The sequence below is a fragment of the Thauera sp. 63 genome (assembly GCF_000310165.2).
GTDB lineage: Bacteria > Pseudomonadota > Gammaproteobacteria > Burkholderiales > Rhodocyclaceae > Thauera > Thauera humireducens.
The window spans coordinates 19,742-34,064 of the sequence record NZ_AMXC01000029.1 but is presented as its reverse complement, the minus strand read 5'-3'; the positions used below and the strand labels follow the sequence as shown (position 1 = coordinate 34,064).

Annotated in this window: 12 protein-coding genes; 8 read left to right on the top strand and 4 right to left on the bottom strand. The window is 67.9% G+C overall.

The genetic code is table 11. The annotated features are described in order from the left end of the window. Positions 1-94: 94 nt before the first annotated feature. The 8 genes from C664_RS16795 to motD all read left to right on the top strand — a co-directional run bounded on the left by C664_RS16795 (position 95) and on the right by motD (position 8,858). Positions 95-565 carry a DUF192 domain-containing protein gene (locus C664_RS16795; RefSeq protein WP_004264601.1) on the top strand — a complete coding sequence of 157 codons (471 nt, stop codon included), beginning with the start codon at positions 95-97 and terminating at the stop codon, positions 563-565. 143 nt (positions 566-708) lie between these two features. Further along, complete coding sequence (flhB, locus tag C664_RS16790) at positions 709-1,851, top strand: flagellar biosynthesis protein FlhB (RefSeq protein WP_038012201.1); 1,143 nt, start codon at positions 709-711, stop codon at positions 1,849-1,851. 11 nt (positions 1,852-1,862) lie between these two features. Further along, complete coding sequence (gene flhA / locus C664_RS16785; RefSeq protein ID WP_004264597.1) at positions 1,863-3,968, top strand: flagellar biosynthesis protein FlhA; 2,106 nt, start codon at positions 1,863-1,865, stop codon at positions 3,966-3,968. Positions 3,969-4,103: 135 nt separating this feature from the next. Beyond that, positions 4,104-5,516, top strand: coding sequence for a flagellar biosynthesis protein FlhF (gene flhF, locus C664_RS16780; protein WP_004264594.1), 1,413 nt, complete (start codon positions 4,104-4,106; stop codon positions 5,514-5,516). A gap of 1 nt (position 5,517) precedes the next feature. Beyond that, positions 5,518-6,309: a MinD/ParA family ATP-binding protein gene (locus tag C664_RS16775; protein WP_004264592.1), complete on the top strand. Its 792-nt coding sequence runs from the start codon at positions 5,518-5,520 to the stop codon at positions 6,307-6,309. Between the two features lie 125 nt (positions 6,310-6,434). Next, positions 6,435-7,205 carry an RNA polymerase sigma factor FliA gene (locus C664_RS16770; protein ID WP_004264590.1) on the top strand — a complete coding sequence of 257 codons (771 nt, stop codon included), beginning with the start codon at positions 6,435-6,437 and terminating at the stop codon, positions 7,203-7,205. A gap of 31 nt (positions 7,206-7,236) precedes the next feature. Continuing rightward, positions 7,237-7,977, top strand: a complete 741-nt coding sequence (locus C664_RS16765; RefSeq protein WP_004264589.1) for a flagellar motor protein — start codon at positions 7,237-7,239, stop codon at positions 7,975-7,977. A gap of 23 nt (positions 7,978-8,000) precedes the next feature. Next, the gene (gene motD, locus C664_RS16760) at positions 8,001-8,858 is read left to right on the top strand and encodes a flagellar motor protein MotD (RefSeq protein ID WP_004264587.1); all 858 of its coding nucleotides are present in this window, start codon (positions 8,001-8,003) and stop codon (positions 8,856-8,858) included. A gap of 37 nt (positions 8,859-8,895) precedes the next feature. Here motD and parC read toward each other — a convergent pair whose 3' ends face one another. The 4 genes from parC to flgM all read right to left on the bottom strand — a co-directional run bounded on the left by parC (position 8,896) and on the right by flgM (position 14,267). Next, positions 8,896-11,340, bottom strand: a complete 2,445-nt coding sequence (gene parC, locus C664_RS16755; RefSeq protein WP_004264585.1) for a DNA topoisomerase IV subunit A — start codon at positions 11,338-11,340, stop codon at positions 8,896-8,898. 31 nt (positions 11,341-11,371) lie between these two features. Continuing rightward, positions 11,372-13,345 carry a DNA topoisomerase IV subunit B gene (locus tag C664_RS16750; RefSeq protein WP_004264582.1) on the bottom strand — a complete coding sequence of 658 codons (1,974 nt, stop codon included), beginning with the start codon at positions 13,343-13,345 and terminating at the stop codon, positions 11,372-11,374. A gap of 64 nt (positions 13,346-13,409) precedes the next feature. Further along, on the bottom strand, positions 13,410-13,901 hold the full coding sequence (locus tag C664_RS16745; RefSeq protein WP_004264579.1) for a flagella synthesis protein FlgN: 492 nt from the start codon (positions 13,899-13,901) through the stop codon (positions 13,410-13,412). A 69-nt stretch (positions 13,902-13,970) separates the two neighbouring features. After that, a complete protein-coding gene (flgM, locus tag C664_RS16740; protein ID WP_004264577.1) occupies positions 13,971-14,267 on the bottom strand; it encodes a flagellar biosynthesis anti-sigma factor FlgM in 297 nt (98 codons plus the stop codon). Positions 14,268-14,323 lie beyond the last annotated feature (56 nt).

The following is a 14,323-nucleotide window of genomic DNA, read 5'->3' as shown; positions in this document are numbered from 1 at the left end:
AACTGCCGCGGGGGCCGGCGTCCTCATCGGCTCGCCACGGCGCCGGCGGGGCGGGTAAGATGCGCCGCGTCAGAACAGGTTCGGGGTCGAAGGGATGAAGCTTCAGTCGTGGATGTCGCGCCGGGCGCTTGCGTGGGGACTCGGGTTTGCAGGCGTACTGGCGGCCGGAATCGCGGCGGCGCAGCAGGCCATGCCGCGGGCCGAACTCGGTGCCGGCATGTTCCGCATCGAGGCCGAAGTGGCCCATACCTTCCAGAACCGCCAGATCGGGCTGATGAACCGCCGGACGATGCCGCAGCATCAAGGCATGGTGTTCGTGTTCCCCGAAGACGCCCGCCACTGCATGTGGATGAAGAACACCTACCTGCCGCTGTCGGTCGCCTTCCTCGATGCGCACGGCAAGGTGATCAACATCGAGGACATGCAACCCCAGACCGAGGACAACCACTGTGCCGCCGCTCCGGCCCGCTTTGCGCTGGAGATGAACCTCGGGTGGTTCCGCGAGCGCGGGATCAAGCCGGGCGACGCGCTGCGCGGCGTCGAGCGCCTGCCCGCGGCGCGTTGAACGGGCACACGACAAGGGTCGAATAGCGGTCGTTTCCCGCCTTTTATCGACCGGCAGATATTGCCGGTCGTGGTCGATAATCCGCACACGTCGTTTCGCGTCCGCGCCGCTTGCCGCGCGACGGGGCGGCAATGGAGTCGGCCGTGGCCGAAGATAGCGATCTCGAGAAAACAGAAGCCCCATCATCGCGACGGCTTGAGCAGGCGCGCGAGGAAGGCCAGGTCCCGCAGTCGCGGGAGCTGTCGACCTTTCTCGTCACCATCACCGGCGTGCTGACGCTGTGGCTGCTCGGCGGCTGGATGGCCGAGCGCATGCTGGCCGTGGTGCGTACGGGCTTTGCCTTCGAGCGCGCCACGGTTTTCGACGTGACGCTGATGCTCGAGGTGTTCCGCGGCCAGCTCAGCGGGGCCTTGCTGATGCTGGTGCCGCTGTTCGGCGCCTTGCTGGTGGCGGCCGTGGCCGCGCCGCTCGCGCTGGGTGGGTTCCTTTTCTCGAGCAAGGTGCTGGGGCCGAATTTCGGCCGCATGAACCCCATCCAGGGGCTGGGCCGGATGTTCTCGATGCACGGCCTGGCCGAGATGCTGAAGGCGATCCTTAAGTCGGCGCTTATCGGTGGCGTCGCCTCGATGGTGTTGTGGGCGAACAAGGAGCACCTGTTCGGCCTGATGGTGTCGCCGCTCGAGATCGGCATGAGCGAATTCTCCGGCACGGTGGTGCTGGCCTCGGTGCTGATCGCCGCCAGTCTCGGCCTGCTCGCGCTGATGGATGTGCCCTTCCAGCTCTGGCAGTACCACAAGAAGCTGCGCATGACGAAGGAAGAGGTCAAGCGCGAGGGCAAGGAGCAGGAGGGCGATCCGCAGGTCAAGGGCCGCATCCGCGCCATGCAGCGCGAGATGGCGCGCCGGCGCATGATGGCCGAGGTGCCCAAGGCCGACGTGGTGGTGACCAACCCGACGCACTTCTCGGTGGCGCTCAAGTACGACGCCGAGCGCATGGGGGCGCCCGTGGTGATCGCCAAGGGACGGGGCGAGACGGCGCTGAAGATCCGCGAGATCGCGCGCGAGAACAACGTGCCGCTGCTCGAGGCGCCGCCGCTGGCGCGCGCGCTGTACAAGCACTGCGAGCTGGAGCAGGCGATTCCGGCCGCACTCTACACGGCGGTGGCCGAGGTCATGGCCTACGTCTACCAGCTCGACAACTGGATGAAACAGGGCGGGCTGCCGCCGCAGACCCCCACCAACCTGCCGGTGCCCGAAGGCATGGACCCCGGCTCGCCCGACGAGTGAGTGCCTGAACGATGGCCCTGAACGACACCCTGAACCTGCGTCAGCTCCTGACCCCGGCCAACCTGCGCCAGCTTGCCGCGCCGATCCTCATCATCATGATTCTTGCCATGATGGTGCTGCCGCTACCGGTGTTCCTGCTCGACGTGTTCTTCACCTTCAACATCGCAGTGTCGGTGATGGTGATGCTGGTGGCGATGTACTCGAAGAAGCCGCTGGACTTCTCGGTGTTCCCCACCGTGCTGCTGATGACGACCCTGCTGCGCCTGTCGCTCAACGTCGCCTCGACCCGGATCGTGCTGTTGGAGGGCCATGCCGGTCCGGATGCCGCGGGCAAGGTGATCGAGGCCTTCGGCAACTTCCTGGTCGGCGGCAACACCGCAGTGGGCATCGTGGTGTTCGTGATCCTCACCGTGATCAACTTCGTCGTTATCACCAAGGGTGCGGGCCGTATCGCCGAAGTGTCGGCGCGCTTCACCCTGGATGCGATGCCCGGCAAGCAGATGGCCATCGACGCCGACCTCAATGCCGGCCTCATCGACGAGAACGAGGCCAAGCGCCGGCGCAAGGAGATCGCGCAGGAAGCCGACTTCTACGGCGCGATGGATGGTGCGTCCAAGTTCGTGCGCGGCGATGCGGTGGCGGGCATCATCATCCTTGTCATCAACATCATCGGCGGGCTGTTCGTCGGCGTCATGCAGCACGACATGGCGGTGGGCGACGCGGCCCACACCTACACGCTGCTGACCATCGGTGACGGTCTGGTAGCGCAGATCCCGGCGCTGATCATCTCGGTGGCGGCCGGCCTCGTCGTGTCGCGCGTCGGCGATGACGGCGATATCGGCGGTCTGGTCATCGGCCAGCTCTTCGCCAATCCGGCGGTGATGAGCCTGACCGCGGTCATCATCGGCGTGCTGGGCCTGATCCCCGGCATGCCCAACCTCGTGTTCCTGCTGCTCGCCGCCGTGCTCGGCAGCCTGGCCTGGATACGACACAAGCAGATGCAGGAGGCGCAGGCCGAGGCCGTCGCGCCCGCCGCGGCCAAGCAGGCGGCGGCCCCGCCAGCCGAAGCGCAGGAGGCGAGCTGGAACGACGTCTCGCAGGTCGACGTGCTCGGCCTGGAAGTGGGCTACCGCCTGATCCCGATGGTCGACAAGGGCCAGGATGGCGAACTGCTCAAGCGCATCCGCGGATTGCGCAAGAAGTTCGCGCAGGAAGTCGGCTTCCTGTCCTCGCCGGTGCACATCCGCGACAACCTGGAGCTCAAGCCCAACACCTATCGCATCGCGCTCAAGGGCGTCGAGGTCGGCTCGGGCGAGGCCTATCCGGGCCAGCTGATGGCGATCAACCCGGGTCACGTGTCCGGGCCGCTGCAGGGGCGCGAGACGACCGACCCCGCATTCGGCCTGCCAGCCTTCTGGATCGACACCGGCATGCGCGAGCAGGCGCATGCGCTGGGCTACACGGTGGTCGATGCCAGCACCGTGGTCGCAACGCACCTCAACCACGTCATCCTCAACCATGCCGCCGAACTGCTCGGCCGCCAGGAGACGCAGGCGCTGCTCGACCACGTCGGCAAGGATTCGCCCAAGCTCATCGAGGATCTCGTGCCCAAGCTGCTGCCGATCGGCACCGTGCAGCGCGTGCTGCAGAACCTGCTGGAAGAAGGCGTCAACATCCGCGACATGCGCAGCATCATCGAGGTGCTGGCCGAGCACGCACCACGCACCCAGGACCCGATGCAACTCACCGTCAAGGTGCGCGAGGCATTGGGGCGCGCGATCATCCAGGGCCTGTTCCCGGGCAATGTGGATGTCAACGTCATGGCGCTCGAGCCCGGCCTGGAACGCATCCTGATGCAGGCGATGAGTGCGGGCGGCGAGGGCGGTGCGATCGAGCCGGGCCTGGCCGATACGCTGCTGCGCCAGACGGCGCAGATCGCCCAGCGCCAGGAAGACATCGGCCTGCCGCCGGTGCTGCTGGTGCCTTCGCAGTTGCGCATGCTGCTGTCGCGCTTCCTGCGTCGCGCCGTGCCCTCGCTCAAGGTCATCTCCAACAGCGAAGTGCCCGAGTCCCGCACCATCCGCGTTACCGCCATGATTGGCGCGCAGCAGGGCTGAAGCGGCCCCGCCGCGGTGCGATCGAGCATCGAATAAGCGGGGTAAAGGCGGTTTATTCGGCACAAGGGACGCCACCCGCAGCCGCGATAATCCTTCTCAAGCTGCGGCAAAAGTCAGGCCGCCCGGAGAAACGCCATGAACGTCAAACGCTACTTTGCCCCCACTGCCCGCGAGGCGCTCCGTGCGCTGAAGGAGGCGCTCGGTCCCGATGCGATCGTGCTGTCCAATCGCGCCGTCGATGGCGGGGTGGAGATCCTGGCCCTGCCGGGCGAAGCGGTGAGCGCGCTGCAGGCGGCCAATCGCGCCGCCGTCGCGGCAAAGTCCAGGGCACCGGCCGCCGAGCCGGCCGCAGCATCGATTCCGAAGCCGGCCGCGGCGATCGAGCGTGAGCCGCTTGACGGTGACTTCCGCGTCAGCCTTTCGGCGCTGGCGGCGAGTGCCGCGCGCAACGCGGCACGTCCGGCACCGGCTGCGCCTGCACGACCGGCCGTGGTGCGGCCGTTCTCGCCGCCGCGCATCGAGACCGCCGACTTCGCGTTGCGCAGCCGTCCTGCCGCTGCGCCGGCGGCGGCCGCGGACGATTTCGGCAGCGCCCGCATGCGCGAACTGCAGGAAACCAACGCGCGTCTGATGGACGAGCTGTCGGGCATTCGCGGCATGATCGAGCGCCAACTCGCGGGTTTTGCCTGGGGTGAGACCCGTCGCCAGGCGCCGGCACGTGCCGCGCTGATGGGCGAACTGCTCGAGGCGGGCTTCTCGACTGCCACCGCGCGCAAGCTGGCGGAGGTGGTGCCGGAAGACGCGAGCCGGATCGAGGCGCGCGAGGCCGCGGGTGCCGCGCTCGACCGCATGATGCGGGCCCATGCTTCGGACGACGACGTGATCGACCGCGGTGGGGTCTATGCGCTGGTCGGCCCTACCGGGGTGGGCAAGACCACCACCACCGCCAAGCTCGCCGCGCGCTGCGTCGTGCGCCACGGAGCCAGCCGGCTCGCGCTGATCACGACCGACGGCTACCGCATCGGCGCGCAGGAACAACTGCGCATCTACGGCCGAATCCTGGGCGTACCGGTGTTCTCCGTGCGAGACGCAGCAGACCTGCGGCAGACGCTCGCCGGCCTGCGCAACAAGCACATGGTGCTGATCGACACGATGGGCATGAGCCAGCGCGACCGCATGGTGGCCGAGCAGGCGTCCATGCTGAGCGGTGCGGGCGAGGTTCGCCGCCTGCTGCTGCTCAACGCCACCGCCCGCGGCGATACGCTGGACGACGTCGTGCGCGCCTACGCCGGGCAGGATCTTGCCGGCTGCATCTTCACCAAGGTGGATGAAGCGGCTTCGCTGGCGCCGGCGCTCGACGTCGCGGTGCGCCACGGACTGGAAATCCGCTACCTGACCAACGGCCAGCGCGTGCCCGAGGACCTGCACCTGCCTAACCGGGCCTACCTGCTGCACCGTGCCTTGCGCGAGCAGGGCGCCGAGTCGCCCTGGCACCTGAACGACGACGAGGCTGGCATGATGCTGGCCGCAGCCAGCGGAGGAGCCTGACATGCTGGAAAGACGCGAAGACCAGGCCGCCGGGCTGAGACGCCTGTTCCGCCGCGCGCCGCCTCAAGTCGTGACGCTGTACGCCTGTGGCCGCCACCGTTCGCACAACGCCGTGCTGGTTGCGCATCGCATCGCTGGCCACGCCGAGCGGGTGCTGATCCTGGACGAGGCCGAAGGCGAGGCCGGGCTGGCGACGGCCCTGCAGCAAGCGCCCGGTCCCGACCTGCTGCAACTGCTCGATGGCCGCACCACGCTGGCTGATGTGCTGCAACCCGCACCCGGCCTGATGGGCCGGGTGTCGGCGGTCGCCGCCGCGCTGACGCTGCCCCTGCTGGACGACGCCCGTCGCGCCTGCCTGGTCGAGGCCTTGCGCATCCTGCATCGCCATGCCAGCTTCGTGCTGGTCCATGCCGATAGCGAGACGGCCGCCGAGCCGTCGCCCTTCGTCGGTGCTGCCCCCTGCCGCCTGCTCGTTGCCGAAGCCAGCGCCAGCGGTGCCACCGAGGCCTATCGTACGATCAAGGCGCTGGCTGCCGCCGGTGCGGGTTCGGTGCATGTCGCCGTGTGCCGCGCTCGCAGCCGCGACGACGCGGCGCGCTTCTTCTCGAGCCTGGACGCGCTCGTGCGGCGCCATGTCGGCCTGCCGCTGGTGTGGGTCGGCGAGGCGGAGCGTGACGACCTTGTCGCGGCCCTGGCGCGCCCGGACACCGCCGCCTCGACGCACGCGGCCGGTGTGGCCTTCATGCGCCGGATCGAGGCGATGAGCCGGATCAATCGTCCTCTGAGTGCCTGACCATGCGTGGCGGTGTGATGTATCCCGCTGGTAATGCTTACGACAGTGCGGGAGAATGCCGGCAACCCACTTCTCCGTCAGGTATGCGGACTGCATCGCGCCGCAAAAAGATACAGGCTCAATGGATGTACGACGCCAAAGGTAATCTCGACAAGGCCCACCTGGTCGAAGCCTATGCGCCGCTGGTCAAGCGGATCGCCTACCAGCTCATGTCCAGATTGCCGGCCAGTGTCGAGGTCGACGACCTCATCCAGAACGGCATGATGGGGTTGCTCGATGCCATCGGCCGCTACGAGGACGGACTGGGCGCGCAATTCGAAACCTATGCCGTGCAACGGATCCGCGGTGCCATGCTCGATGGCCTGCGCGACAACGACTGGCTGCCGCGCAGCTTGCGCCGCGACATGCGCCGCATCGAGTCGGCCATCCACATGCTGGAGCAGGAATACGGTCGCCCCCCGTCCGAGGGCGAACTGGCCGATTCGCTCGGCGTGTCGCTGGCCGAATACCAGCACATGCTGCAGGAGGCGCGCGGCCATCAGCTCGTCTACATCGAGGACTTCAGCCACGATCAGGACGACAACTTCCTCGAGCGCCACCTGGTGCAGCAGGATTCCAACCCGCTGGACCTGCTGGCCGACGCGGACATGCGGCGGCGCCTGGTGTCGGCCATCGGGGTCCTGCCCGAGCGCGAGCAGATGGTCATGGCGCTCTACTACGACGAGGAGCTGAACCTGCGCGAGATCGGCGCCGTGCTCGGCGTCACCGAGTCGCGCGTGTGCCAGCTTCACAGCCAGGCGGTGGCGCGGCTGCGTTCCTCGGTGTTCGCGGGCGAGGGGGCGGCAAGGCCCCCCGCACGACGCGGCAGACCCCCGAAGAAGCCGGCGCAGGACTGAGTCGTCATGAACGCTTCCGGATTTCGCCGCCATGGATAGGATCAGCGTCTTCGGTCTCGCGCTCGGCCTGGCTGCGATCCTGGGCGGTCAGGTGCTCGAAGGCGGGCACGTGTCCTCGCTGGTGCAGCCGACCGCCTTCCTGATCGTCATCGGTGGCACCCTCGGCGCGGTGATGCTGCAAAGCCCGCTGCGGACCTTCGTCGATGGCATGCGCATGGTGCGCTGGGTGTTCGTGCCGCCGGTGACCAATCCCGAGCGCATGATCGAGCAGGCAGCCAACTGGAGCCAGATCGCGCGCAAGGAAGGCTTGCTGGTGCTGGAGAACCAGATCGACGGCCTGCCCGATCCCTTCATGCGCAAGGGACTGCAGCTGCTGGTCGACGGCGTCGACCCGACGCGCCTGCGTGACGTGCTCGAGGTCGAGATCGGAGCGTGGGAGGCGCAGATGCGGCAGTCCGCCAAGATCTGGGAAGCGGCGGGGGGCTATGCGCCGACGATCGGCATCCTGGGGGCGGTGATGGGCCTGATCCATGTCATGGAGAACCTGTCCGATCCGTCCAAGCTGGGCGCGGGCATCGCCGTGGCCTTCGTCGCCACCATCTACGGTGTCGGTTTCGCCAACCTCGTCTTCCTGCCGATCGCCAAGAAGCTGGGTGCGCAGATCGCCGCGCTGACGATGCAGCGCGAGATGTTCGTCGACGGTCTGGTGGGCATCGCCAACGGCGACAACCCGCGCATCATCGCCAGCCGCATGCAGGGCTACGTGGTGTGAGCCACAACGGCCGGGACTGAACCATGGCACGCCGACGCAGGCACGAGGAAGAGCACGAGAACCACGAGCGCTGGCTGGTCTCCTACGCCGACTTCATCACGCTGCTGTTCGCCTTCTTCGTCGTGATGTACTCGCTGTCCTCGATCAACGAGGGCAAGTACCGCGTGCTGTCCGATTCGATCGTGCAGGCCTTTCGCAGCCTCAACATCAACGAGAGCGGCCAGCAGATCATCCTCCCGCCGGTGGCGGTCGCTCCGGTCGTGCGCCCGCAGCCGCCGGCACCCTCGCAGCTCGAGGAGTCCGCCGAGGCGGTGCGGCGGCAGACCGCGCAACAGATGCGCAGCATGGCCGAGGACATCCGCCGCGTTCTGGCCCCGCTGACCCGCTCGGGCCAGGTCAGCGTATCGGAAGGGGCTTTCGGCATCAGTATCGAGATCAATGCCAGCCTTCTGTTCGCGCCGGGCGAGGCCATGTTGTCCACCCCTGCGGTCGAGGCACTGCGGGCGGTCGCGCAGGTGCTGGCGGCCACGCCTTTTCCGATCACGGTCGAAGGCCACACCGACAACCTGCCGATCAGCACCTACCGCTTCCCGTCGAACTGGGAGCTTTCGGCGGTGCGTGCCTCGACGGTGACGCGCCTGTTCATCGACAGCGGGGTGGCGCCGGATCGCCTCACGGCCGCGGGCTACGCCGACCAGCGCCCTGTGGCGGACAACGCCACCGACGAGGGTCGGGGACGCAATCGCCGCGTCGCGATCCTGATCGAGTCGCGCAATGCCGAGCCGGCGCCGACCGGCCCGGCGATCATCCCGCCCAACGATCCGATCCGTTCCATCCTGCCGTCCGCCGAGACCGCGACGCCGCCCGCCGACGGCCAGTGAATGCCGGGGCGCCGCCGAGGAGCGGCGCCCCGGTCCGTTAGCGCATGCGTTCGGGCTTCACCTTCGGTGCCAGCGGCGCGCCCTTGCGCGCACGGCGGTGGCGCAGCGGTTCGCGCTGTGAGGGCTTGAGCTCGATGCTCAGGGTCTTGCCGCCCCGTCCCGTACCCTCGATCGTGAGCACGGCATCGTCGGCGGGCACGGCCACAGCGGCCAGCGCCTCGCCTTCGTCGAGCGCCATCACGATCACGCCGCGGCCACCGCTCTGCGTCTTCATTTCCGGGCGGGGGAAGACCAGCAGGCGGCCGTTCTCGGACGCCGCCGCAATCCAGTCGCCGAAGACCTTGGCCGGCGGCAACACCTTCTCGCCCTTCTCCAGGCTCATGAAAGCCTTGCCTGCGCGCTGGCGGCTGGTCGCGTCCGCGACGCTGCACAGGAAGCCGTAGCCGCCGCTGTTGGCGAAGAAGTAGACCGATTCCGGCGTGTCGGTGACGACCTGCGCCAGCTTGCCGCCGTCCTGGAATTCCACCAGCGTGGTGATCGGCGCGCCGTCGCCGCGGCCGCCGGGCAGGTCGGACACCTTCACCGTGTAGGCGCGGCCATTGCTGTCGATGACGATCAGCGGCCAGGTGGTGCGCGTCTCGACCACCGCGAAGCCGAAGTCGCCGGCCTTGTAGGCGATGCCGGCCGGGTCGATACCGTGGCCCTGGCGTGAGCGCACCCAGCCGTTCTTCGACACGATCACGGTGACCGGTTCGTCGGGCACGGAGATTTCGGCCGGCGCCACCGCAGCGACCGCCTCGACCAGCGTGCGGCGGTCGTCGCCGTACTTCTTCGTGTCGTCCTGGATCTCCTTCAGGATCAGCCTGGTCATCGCCGCGCGGCTGTCGAGGAGGTGCTGCAGGCCGTCGCGCTCGTCCTTTAGCTCGGCCAGCTCCTTCTCGATCTTGAAGCCTTCCAGCCGTGCCAACTGGCGCAGACGGATCTCGAGAATGTCCTCGGCCTGGATCTCGGAGAGGCCGAAGGCTGCGATCAGCGCCGGCTTGGGCTCGTCCGACTCGCGGATCACGCGGATCACCTCCTCGATGTGCAGGAAGGCGATCATGCGGCCTTCGAGGATGTGGATGCGGCGATCGACTTCGTCCAGCCGATGGCGGGTGCGGCGCTCGACCGTGACGTAGCGGAAGTCGATCCACTCGCGCAGGACCTGCACCAGGTTCTTCTGCTGCGGCCGGCCGTCACGCCCGATCATGGTCATGTTGACCGAGGCCGAGGTCTCGAGGCTGGTGTGGGCGAGCAGCACCGCCATGAACTCGTCACGGTTCTGGCGGCTCGACTTGGGCTCCAGCACGATGCGCACCGGCGCCTTGTCGCTGGATTCGTCGCGTACCGTGTCGAGCACGCCGAGCACGAGCTGCTTGAGGTTCTTCTGCTCCTGCGAGACTTCCTTCTTGCCGGCGCGCGGCTGCGGGTTGGTCAGGGTCTCGATCTCGGACAGCACCTGCGCGGCGGAGACGCCGTGCGGCAGCTCTTCGACGATCGCCCGCCACTGGCCGCGCGCCAGTTCCTCGATCTTCCAGCGCGCGCGCAGGCGCAGGCTGCCACGACCCGACGCGTAGGCTTCGCGGATGCTCTCGGGCGGCGAGATGAGCTGCCCGCCGCCGGGGAAATCCGGGCCGGGGATGATGCCGAGCACGTCATCGAGGGTGGCCTCGGGATGACGGATCAGGTGGCAGGCCGCCTCGGCCACTTCGCGCAGGTTGTGCGGCGGGATCTCGGTCGCCATGCCCACGGCGATGCCCGAGGCGCCGTTGAGCAGCACGAACGGGAGGCGCGCGGGCAGCAGCTGCGGCTCCTCGAAGGCGCCGTCGTAGTTGGGGATGAAGTCCACCGTGCCGCGGTCGATCTCGGACAGCAGCAGCTCGGCGATCGGCGTCAGGCGGCATTCGGTGTAACGCATTGCCGCCGCCGAGTCGCCGTCGCGCGAGCCGAAGTTGCCCTGGCCGTCGACGAGCGGATAGCGCAGCGAGAAGTCCTGCGCCACCCGCACCATCGCGTCGTAGACGCTGGTGTCGCCGTGCGGGTGGTACTTGCCGATCACGTCGCCGACCACCCGCGCGGATTTCACGTGCTTGGAGGTGGACGACAAGCGCATCTCGTTCATCGCATACAGGATGCGGCGCTGCACGGGCTTGAGGCCGTCTTCCACCTGCGGCAGCGCGCGCGACTTCACCACGCTCATCGCGTAGGCGAGGTAGGCGCGCTCGGCGTAGCGGTCCAGGGCCAGCGTGCCGTCGTCCTCGGGCTCGGGTTCCGGGTCGGCGGGCAGGGCGGGAGGCGGGGGCGGACTCCCGTCCTCGTGCATCGGCGGCGTCGGGCCGGCGGTCATCGCTGCGCCCGCAATGGCTGGCACGGTCTGGCTAGGCTTCGGCGCGGCGTCGGTGGGTTCGGGCGCGCCAAACAGGTCTGGGGTATCGGTCGTCATTGCACTGCTTGGTTTGATTCTGTGAGACATCTCAGACGTCGGCTTCGACGCTGTCGCCCTTCTCTTCCATCCACGCACGCCGGCTCGAGGCTTCGCCCTTGCCCATCAGCAGGGTGAACATCTTCAGCGTGTCCTGCAGCGCGCCGCTGCGCACCTTGACGGGCAGCACGCGGCGGGTGGCGGGATCCATGGTCGTTTCGCGCAGCTGGTCGGGGTTCATCTCGCCCAGGCCCTTGAAGCGGCCGATCTCGATCGCGTCGGGCCTGAAGCCTTCCTTCTCCAGGCGGTCGCGAATGGCGGCGAGTTCGCCCTCGTCGAGCGCGTAAAGGCGGCGCGGGGGGCGTTTCTTGCCCTGGGCCGGCACGTCCACGCGGTAGAGCGGCGGCTGCGCCACATACACGTGGCCACGCTCGATCAGCTTGGGGAAGTGGCGGAAGAACAAGGTGAGCAGCAGGGTCTGGATGTGGGCGCCGTCCACGTCGGCGTCGGACATGATGACGACCTTGCCGTAGCGCAGGCCGGAGAGGTCCACCTCGCTGTCGGCCTTGTGCGCGTCCACGCCGAGCGCCACCGCGATGTCGTGGATCTCGGCGTTGGCGAACAGGCGGTCAGGGTCGATCTCCCAGGCGTTCTGCACCTTGCCGCGCAGCGGGAGGATGGCCTGGGTTTCCTTGTTGCGCGCCATCTTGGCCGAGCCGCCGGCGGAGTCCCCTTCGACGAGGAAGAGCTCGTTGTCGGCGAGGTCTTCGGACTCGCAGTCCGACAGCTTGCCGGGCAGCACGGCGACCCCCGAGGTCTTCTTCTTCTCGACCTTCTGCGCGCTCTTCTGCCGCGCCAGCGCCTGCTTGATCGACAACTCGGCGATGGCCTTGCCTGCCTCGACGTGGTTGTTGAGCCAGATCTCGAAAGGGTCGCGCAGTTGCGAGGAGACCAGCTTCACCGCTTCGCGCGAGTTGAGCTTCTCCTTCACCTGGCCCTGGAACTGGGGGTCCAGGAGGCGTGCCGACAGCACGAAGCTCATGCGCCCGCACACGTCCTCCTGCTGCAGCTTGACGCCGCGTGGCAGCAAGGTGTGATGATCGATAAAGGACTTCATCGCCTCGAACACGCCAGCGCGCAGGCCGGATTCGTGCGTGCCGCCATTCACCGTCGGGATCAGGTTGACGTAGGACTCGCTCGGCACGGCCGACTCGAACCATGCCAGCGCCCACGCCGCGCCTTCGCCGGTGGCGAAAGTCGGGTCGTCCTTGCCGGCGTACTTCTCGGCGGTGAAGATCGGCGCCACCGGCTCGACGTCGCCGGCGAGTTCCTTCAGGTAGCCGGCCAGGCCTTCGGGGTAGGACCAGGCCTTGCTCAGCGCCGGACCGCTGGCCTGCTCGATGTCGAGCCGCACCGCGACACCGGACAGCAGCACCGCTTTCGAGCGCAACAGGCGCTCGAGCTCGTTCATGGGCACGCGCGGCGATTCGAAATACTTGCCGTCCGGCCACACCCGCACCCGGGTGCCGGTCTGGCGGCCACAGTCGCCCTCGATGCGCACCGGGCTGATCGTTTCGCCACCCTCGGAAAAATCGATGCGATGGATCTTGCCCTCGCGCCGGATCTCGACTTCGATGCGGGTGGACAGGGCGTTCGTGACCGACACACCGACGCCGTGCAGGCCGCCCGAGAAGGCGTAGGCCGAATTGCCCTCGCGCTTGTCGAATTTGCCGCCAGCATGCAGCCGGGTATAGGCCAGCACCACCACCGGCACGCCTTCCTCGGGATGCAGGCCGACCGGAATGCCGCGGCCGTCGTCGGCCACGGTGACCGAGCCGTCCAGGTGCAGGGTGACGTGGATCTTCTTTGCAAAGCCGCCGAGCGCTTCATCGGCGGCGTTGTCGATCACTTCCTGGATGATGTGCGCCGGACTGTCGGTGCGGGTGTACATGCCGGGGCGCTCGCGCACCGGCTCAAGTCCTTTCAGGACGCGGAAGGAGGATTCGTCGTACTGTTTGCCTGCCATGCTGCGGGCCCGTTCGATGTCACGAAGGGCGCAAGGATAGCAGAGGAGGCTACTGAATGAATATTCAGGCGCTGCCGAGGATGCGACCGCCGCCGGTGGGCTTGGCCAGGCCATCGGCGTCGTAGAGCTGCGGATGATTGGCGGCGGACAGCAGCACCGTCAGCGCTGCCTGGTTGCCGGCCATGCGTTCGAGGATGAGCTGGCCATTCAGGGCGTTGCGGTCGCGTGCCTGGCGCGCGCGCGATACGACCTCGTCCCAGCGCGCGAGCACGCGCGGCAGGCCGGCGCAGATGCTGCGGATGGAGGCGTCCGAGACGCTGTAGCCGAGCCGGCCGAGCAGGCGCGAGCGCTCGTCGTGCAGGCGCTGGAGTTCGCGGTAGCGCTCGTTCTTCTGGTTGGCGATCGCCACCAGGGCGTCGGTCTCGCCCTTGACGAGCAGGCCTTCCTCGCGGTCGAGGAGGGAGAGGAACTCGCCGAGCTGCATCGACTCCGCCTCGATGAGGAGCGCGAGTCGCTGCTGGTCGGCAGCCGTGGGCGTCGGGGCGGGTTGCTTCATCGGGTCGGGTCGTCCGGTCGGGCGGATGACGGTCAGTGCGCGAGAAGCCGAATACTACTCCGCGATGCCTCAGCCGCGCGACTCGAGCATGTCGCGGACGCTGTTGATCAGCCCGTCGGCGATGCGGCTGGAGTCGATCTTGAAGCGGCCCTCGGCGATGGCCTGGCGAATCTCGTCCACGCGCTTCTGGTCGATCTCGGGCGAACTCGAGATCGCGCTTTCCGCCTTCTTCATCAGCGTGGCCAGCGGGGACAGTTGCACGCTGTCGCTGCCGGACTGCGCTTCCGTCTTCCCGCGCGCGGCCGGCGCACGGGCATCCTGCACGGGCGTGGGAACATAGGCCTTGCCCGTGTTCTCGATTTTCATGATGGTCTCCAGGAACGCATTGACTCGTGTGTGTTCACGACCGCGCTCCGTGAAAC

Excerpts from the sequence above, each read along its gene's own strand:
- C664_RS16745 (WP_004264579.1), bottom strand. The coding sequence starts at position 13,901 with ATGAAGCAACCCGCCCCGACGCCCACGGCTGCCGACCAGCAGCGACTC.
- flhF (WP_004264594.1), top strand. The coding sequence starts at position 4,104 with ATGAACGTCAAACGCTACTTTGCCCCCACTGCCCGCGAGGCGCTCCGT.
- C664_RS16795 (WP_004264601.1), top strand. The coding sequence starts at position 95 with ATGAAGCTTCAGTCGTGGATGTCGCGCCGGGCGCTTGCGTGGGGACTC.
- C664_RS16775 (WP_004264592.1), top strand. The coding sequence starts at position 5,518 with ATGCTGGAAAGACGCGAAGACCAGGCCGCCGGGCTGAGACGCCTGTTC.
- flgM (WP_004264577.1), bottom strand. The coding sequence starts at position 14,267 with ATGAAAATCGAGAACACGGGCAAGGCCTATGTTCCCACGCCCGTGCAG.
- C664_RS16770 (WP_004264590.1), top strand. The coding sequence starts at position 6,435 with ATGTACGACGCCAAAGGTAATCTCGACAAGGCCCACCTGGTCGAAGCC.
- C664_RS16750 (WP_004264582.1), bottom strand. The coding sequence starts at position 13,345 with ATGGCAGGCAAACAGTACGACGAATCCTCCTTCCGCGTCCTGAAAGGA.
- C664_RS16765 (WP_004264589.1), top strand. The coding sequence starts at position 7,237 with ATGGATAGGATCAGCGTCTTCGGTCTCGCGCTCGGCCTGGCTGCGATC.
- flhA (WP_004264597.1), top strand. The coding sequence starts at position 1,863 with ATGGCCCTGAACGACACCCTGAACCTGCGTCAGCTCCTGACCCCGGCC.
- parC (WP_004264585.1), bottom strand. The coding sequence starts at position 11,340 with ATGACGACCGATACCCCAGACCTGTTTGGCGCGCCCGAACCCACCGAC.
- motD (WP_004264587.1), top strand. The coding sequence starts at position 8,001 with ATGGCACGCCGACGCAGGCACGAGGAAGAGCACGAGAACCACGAGCGC.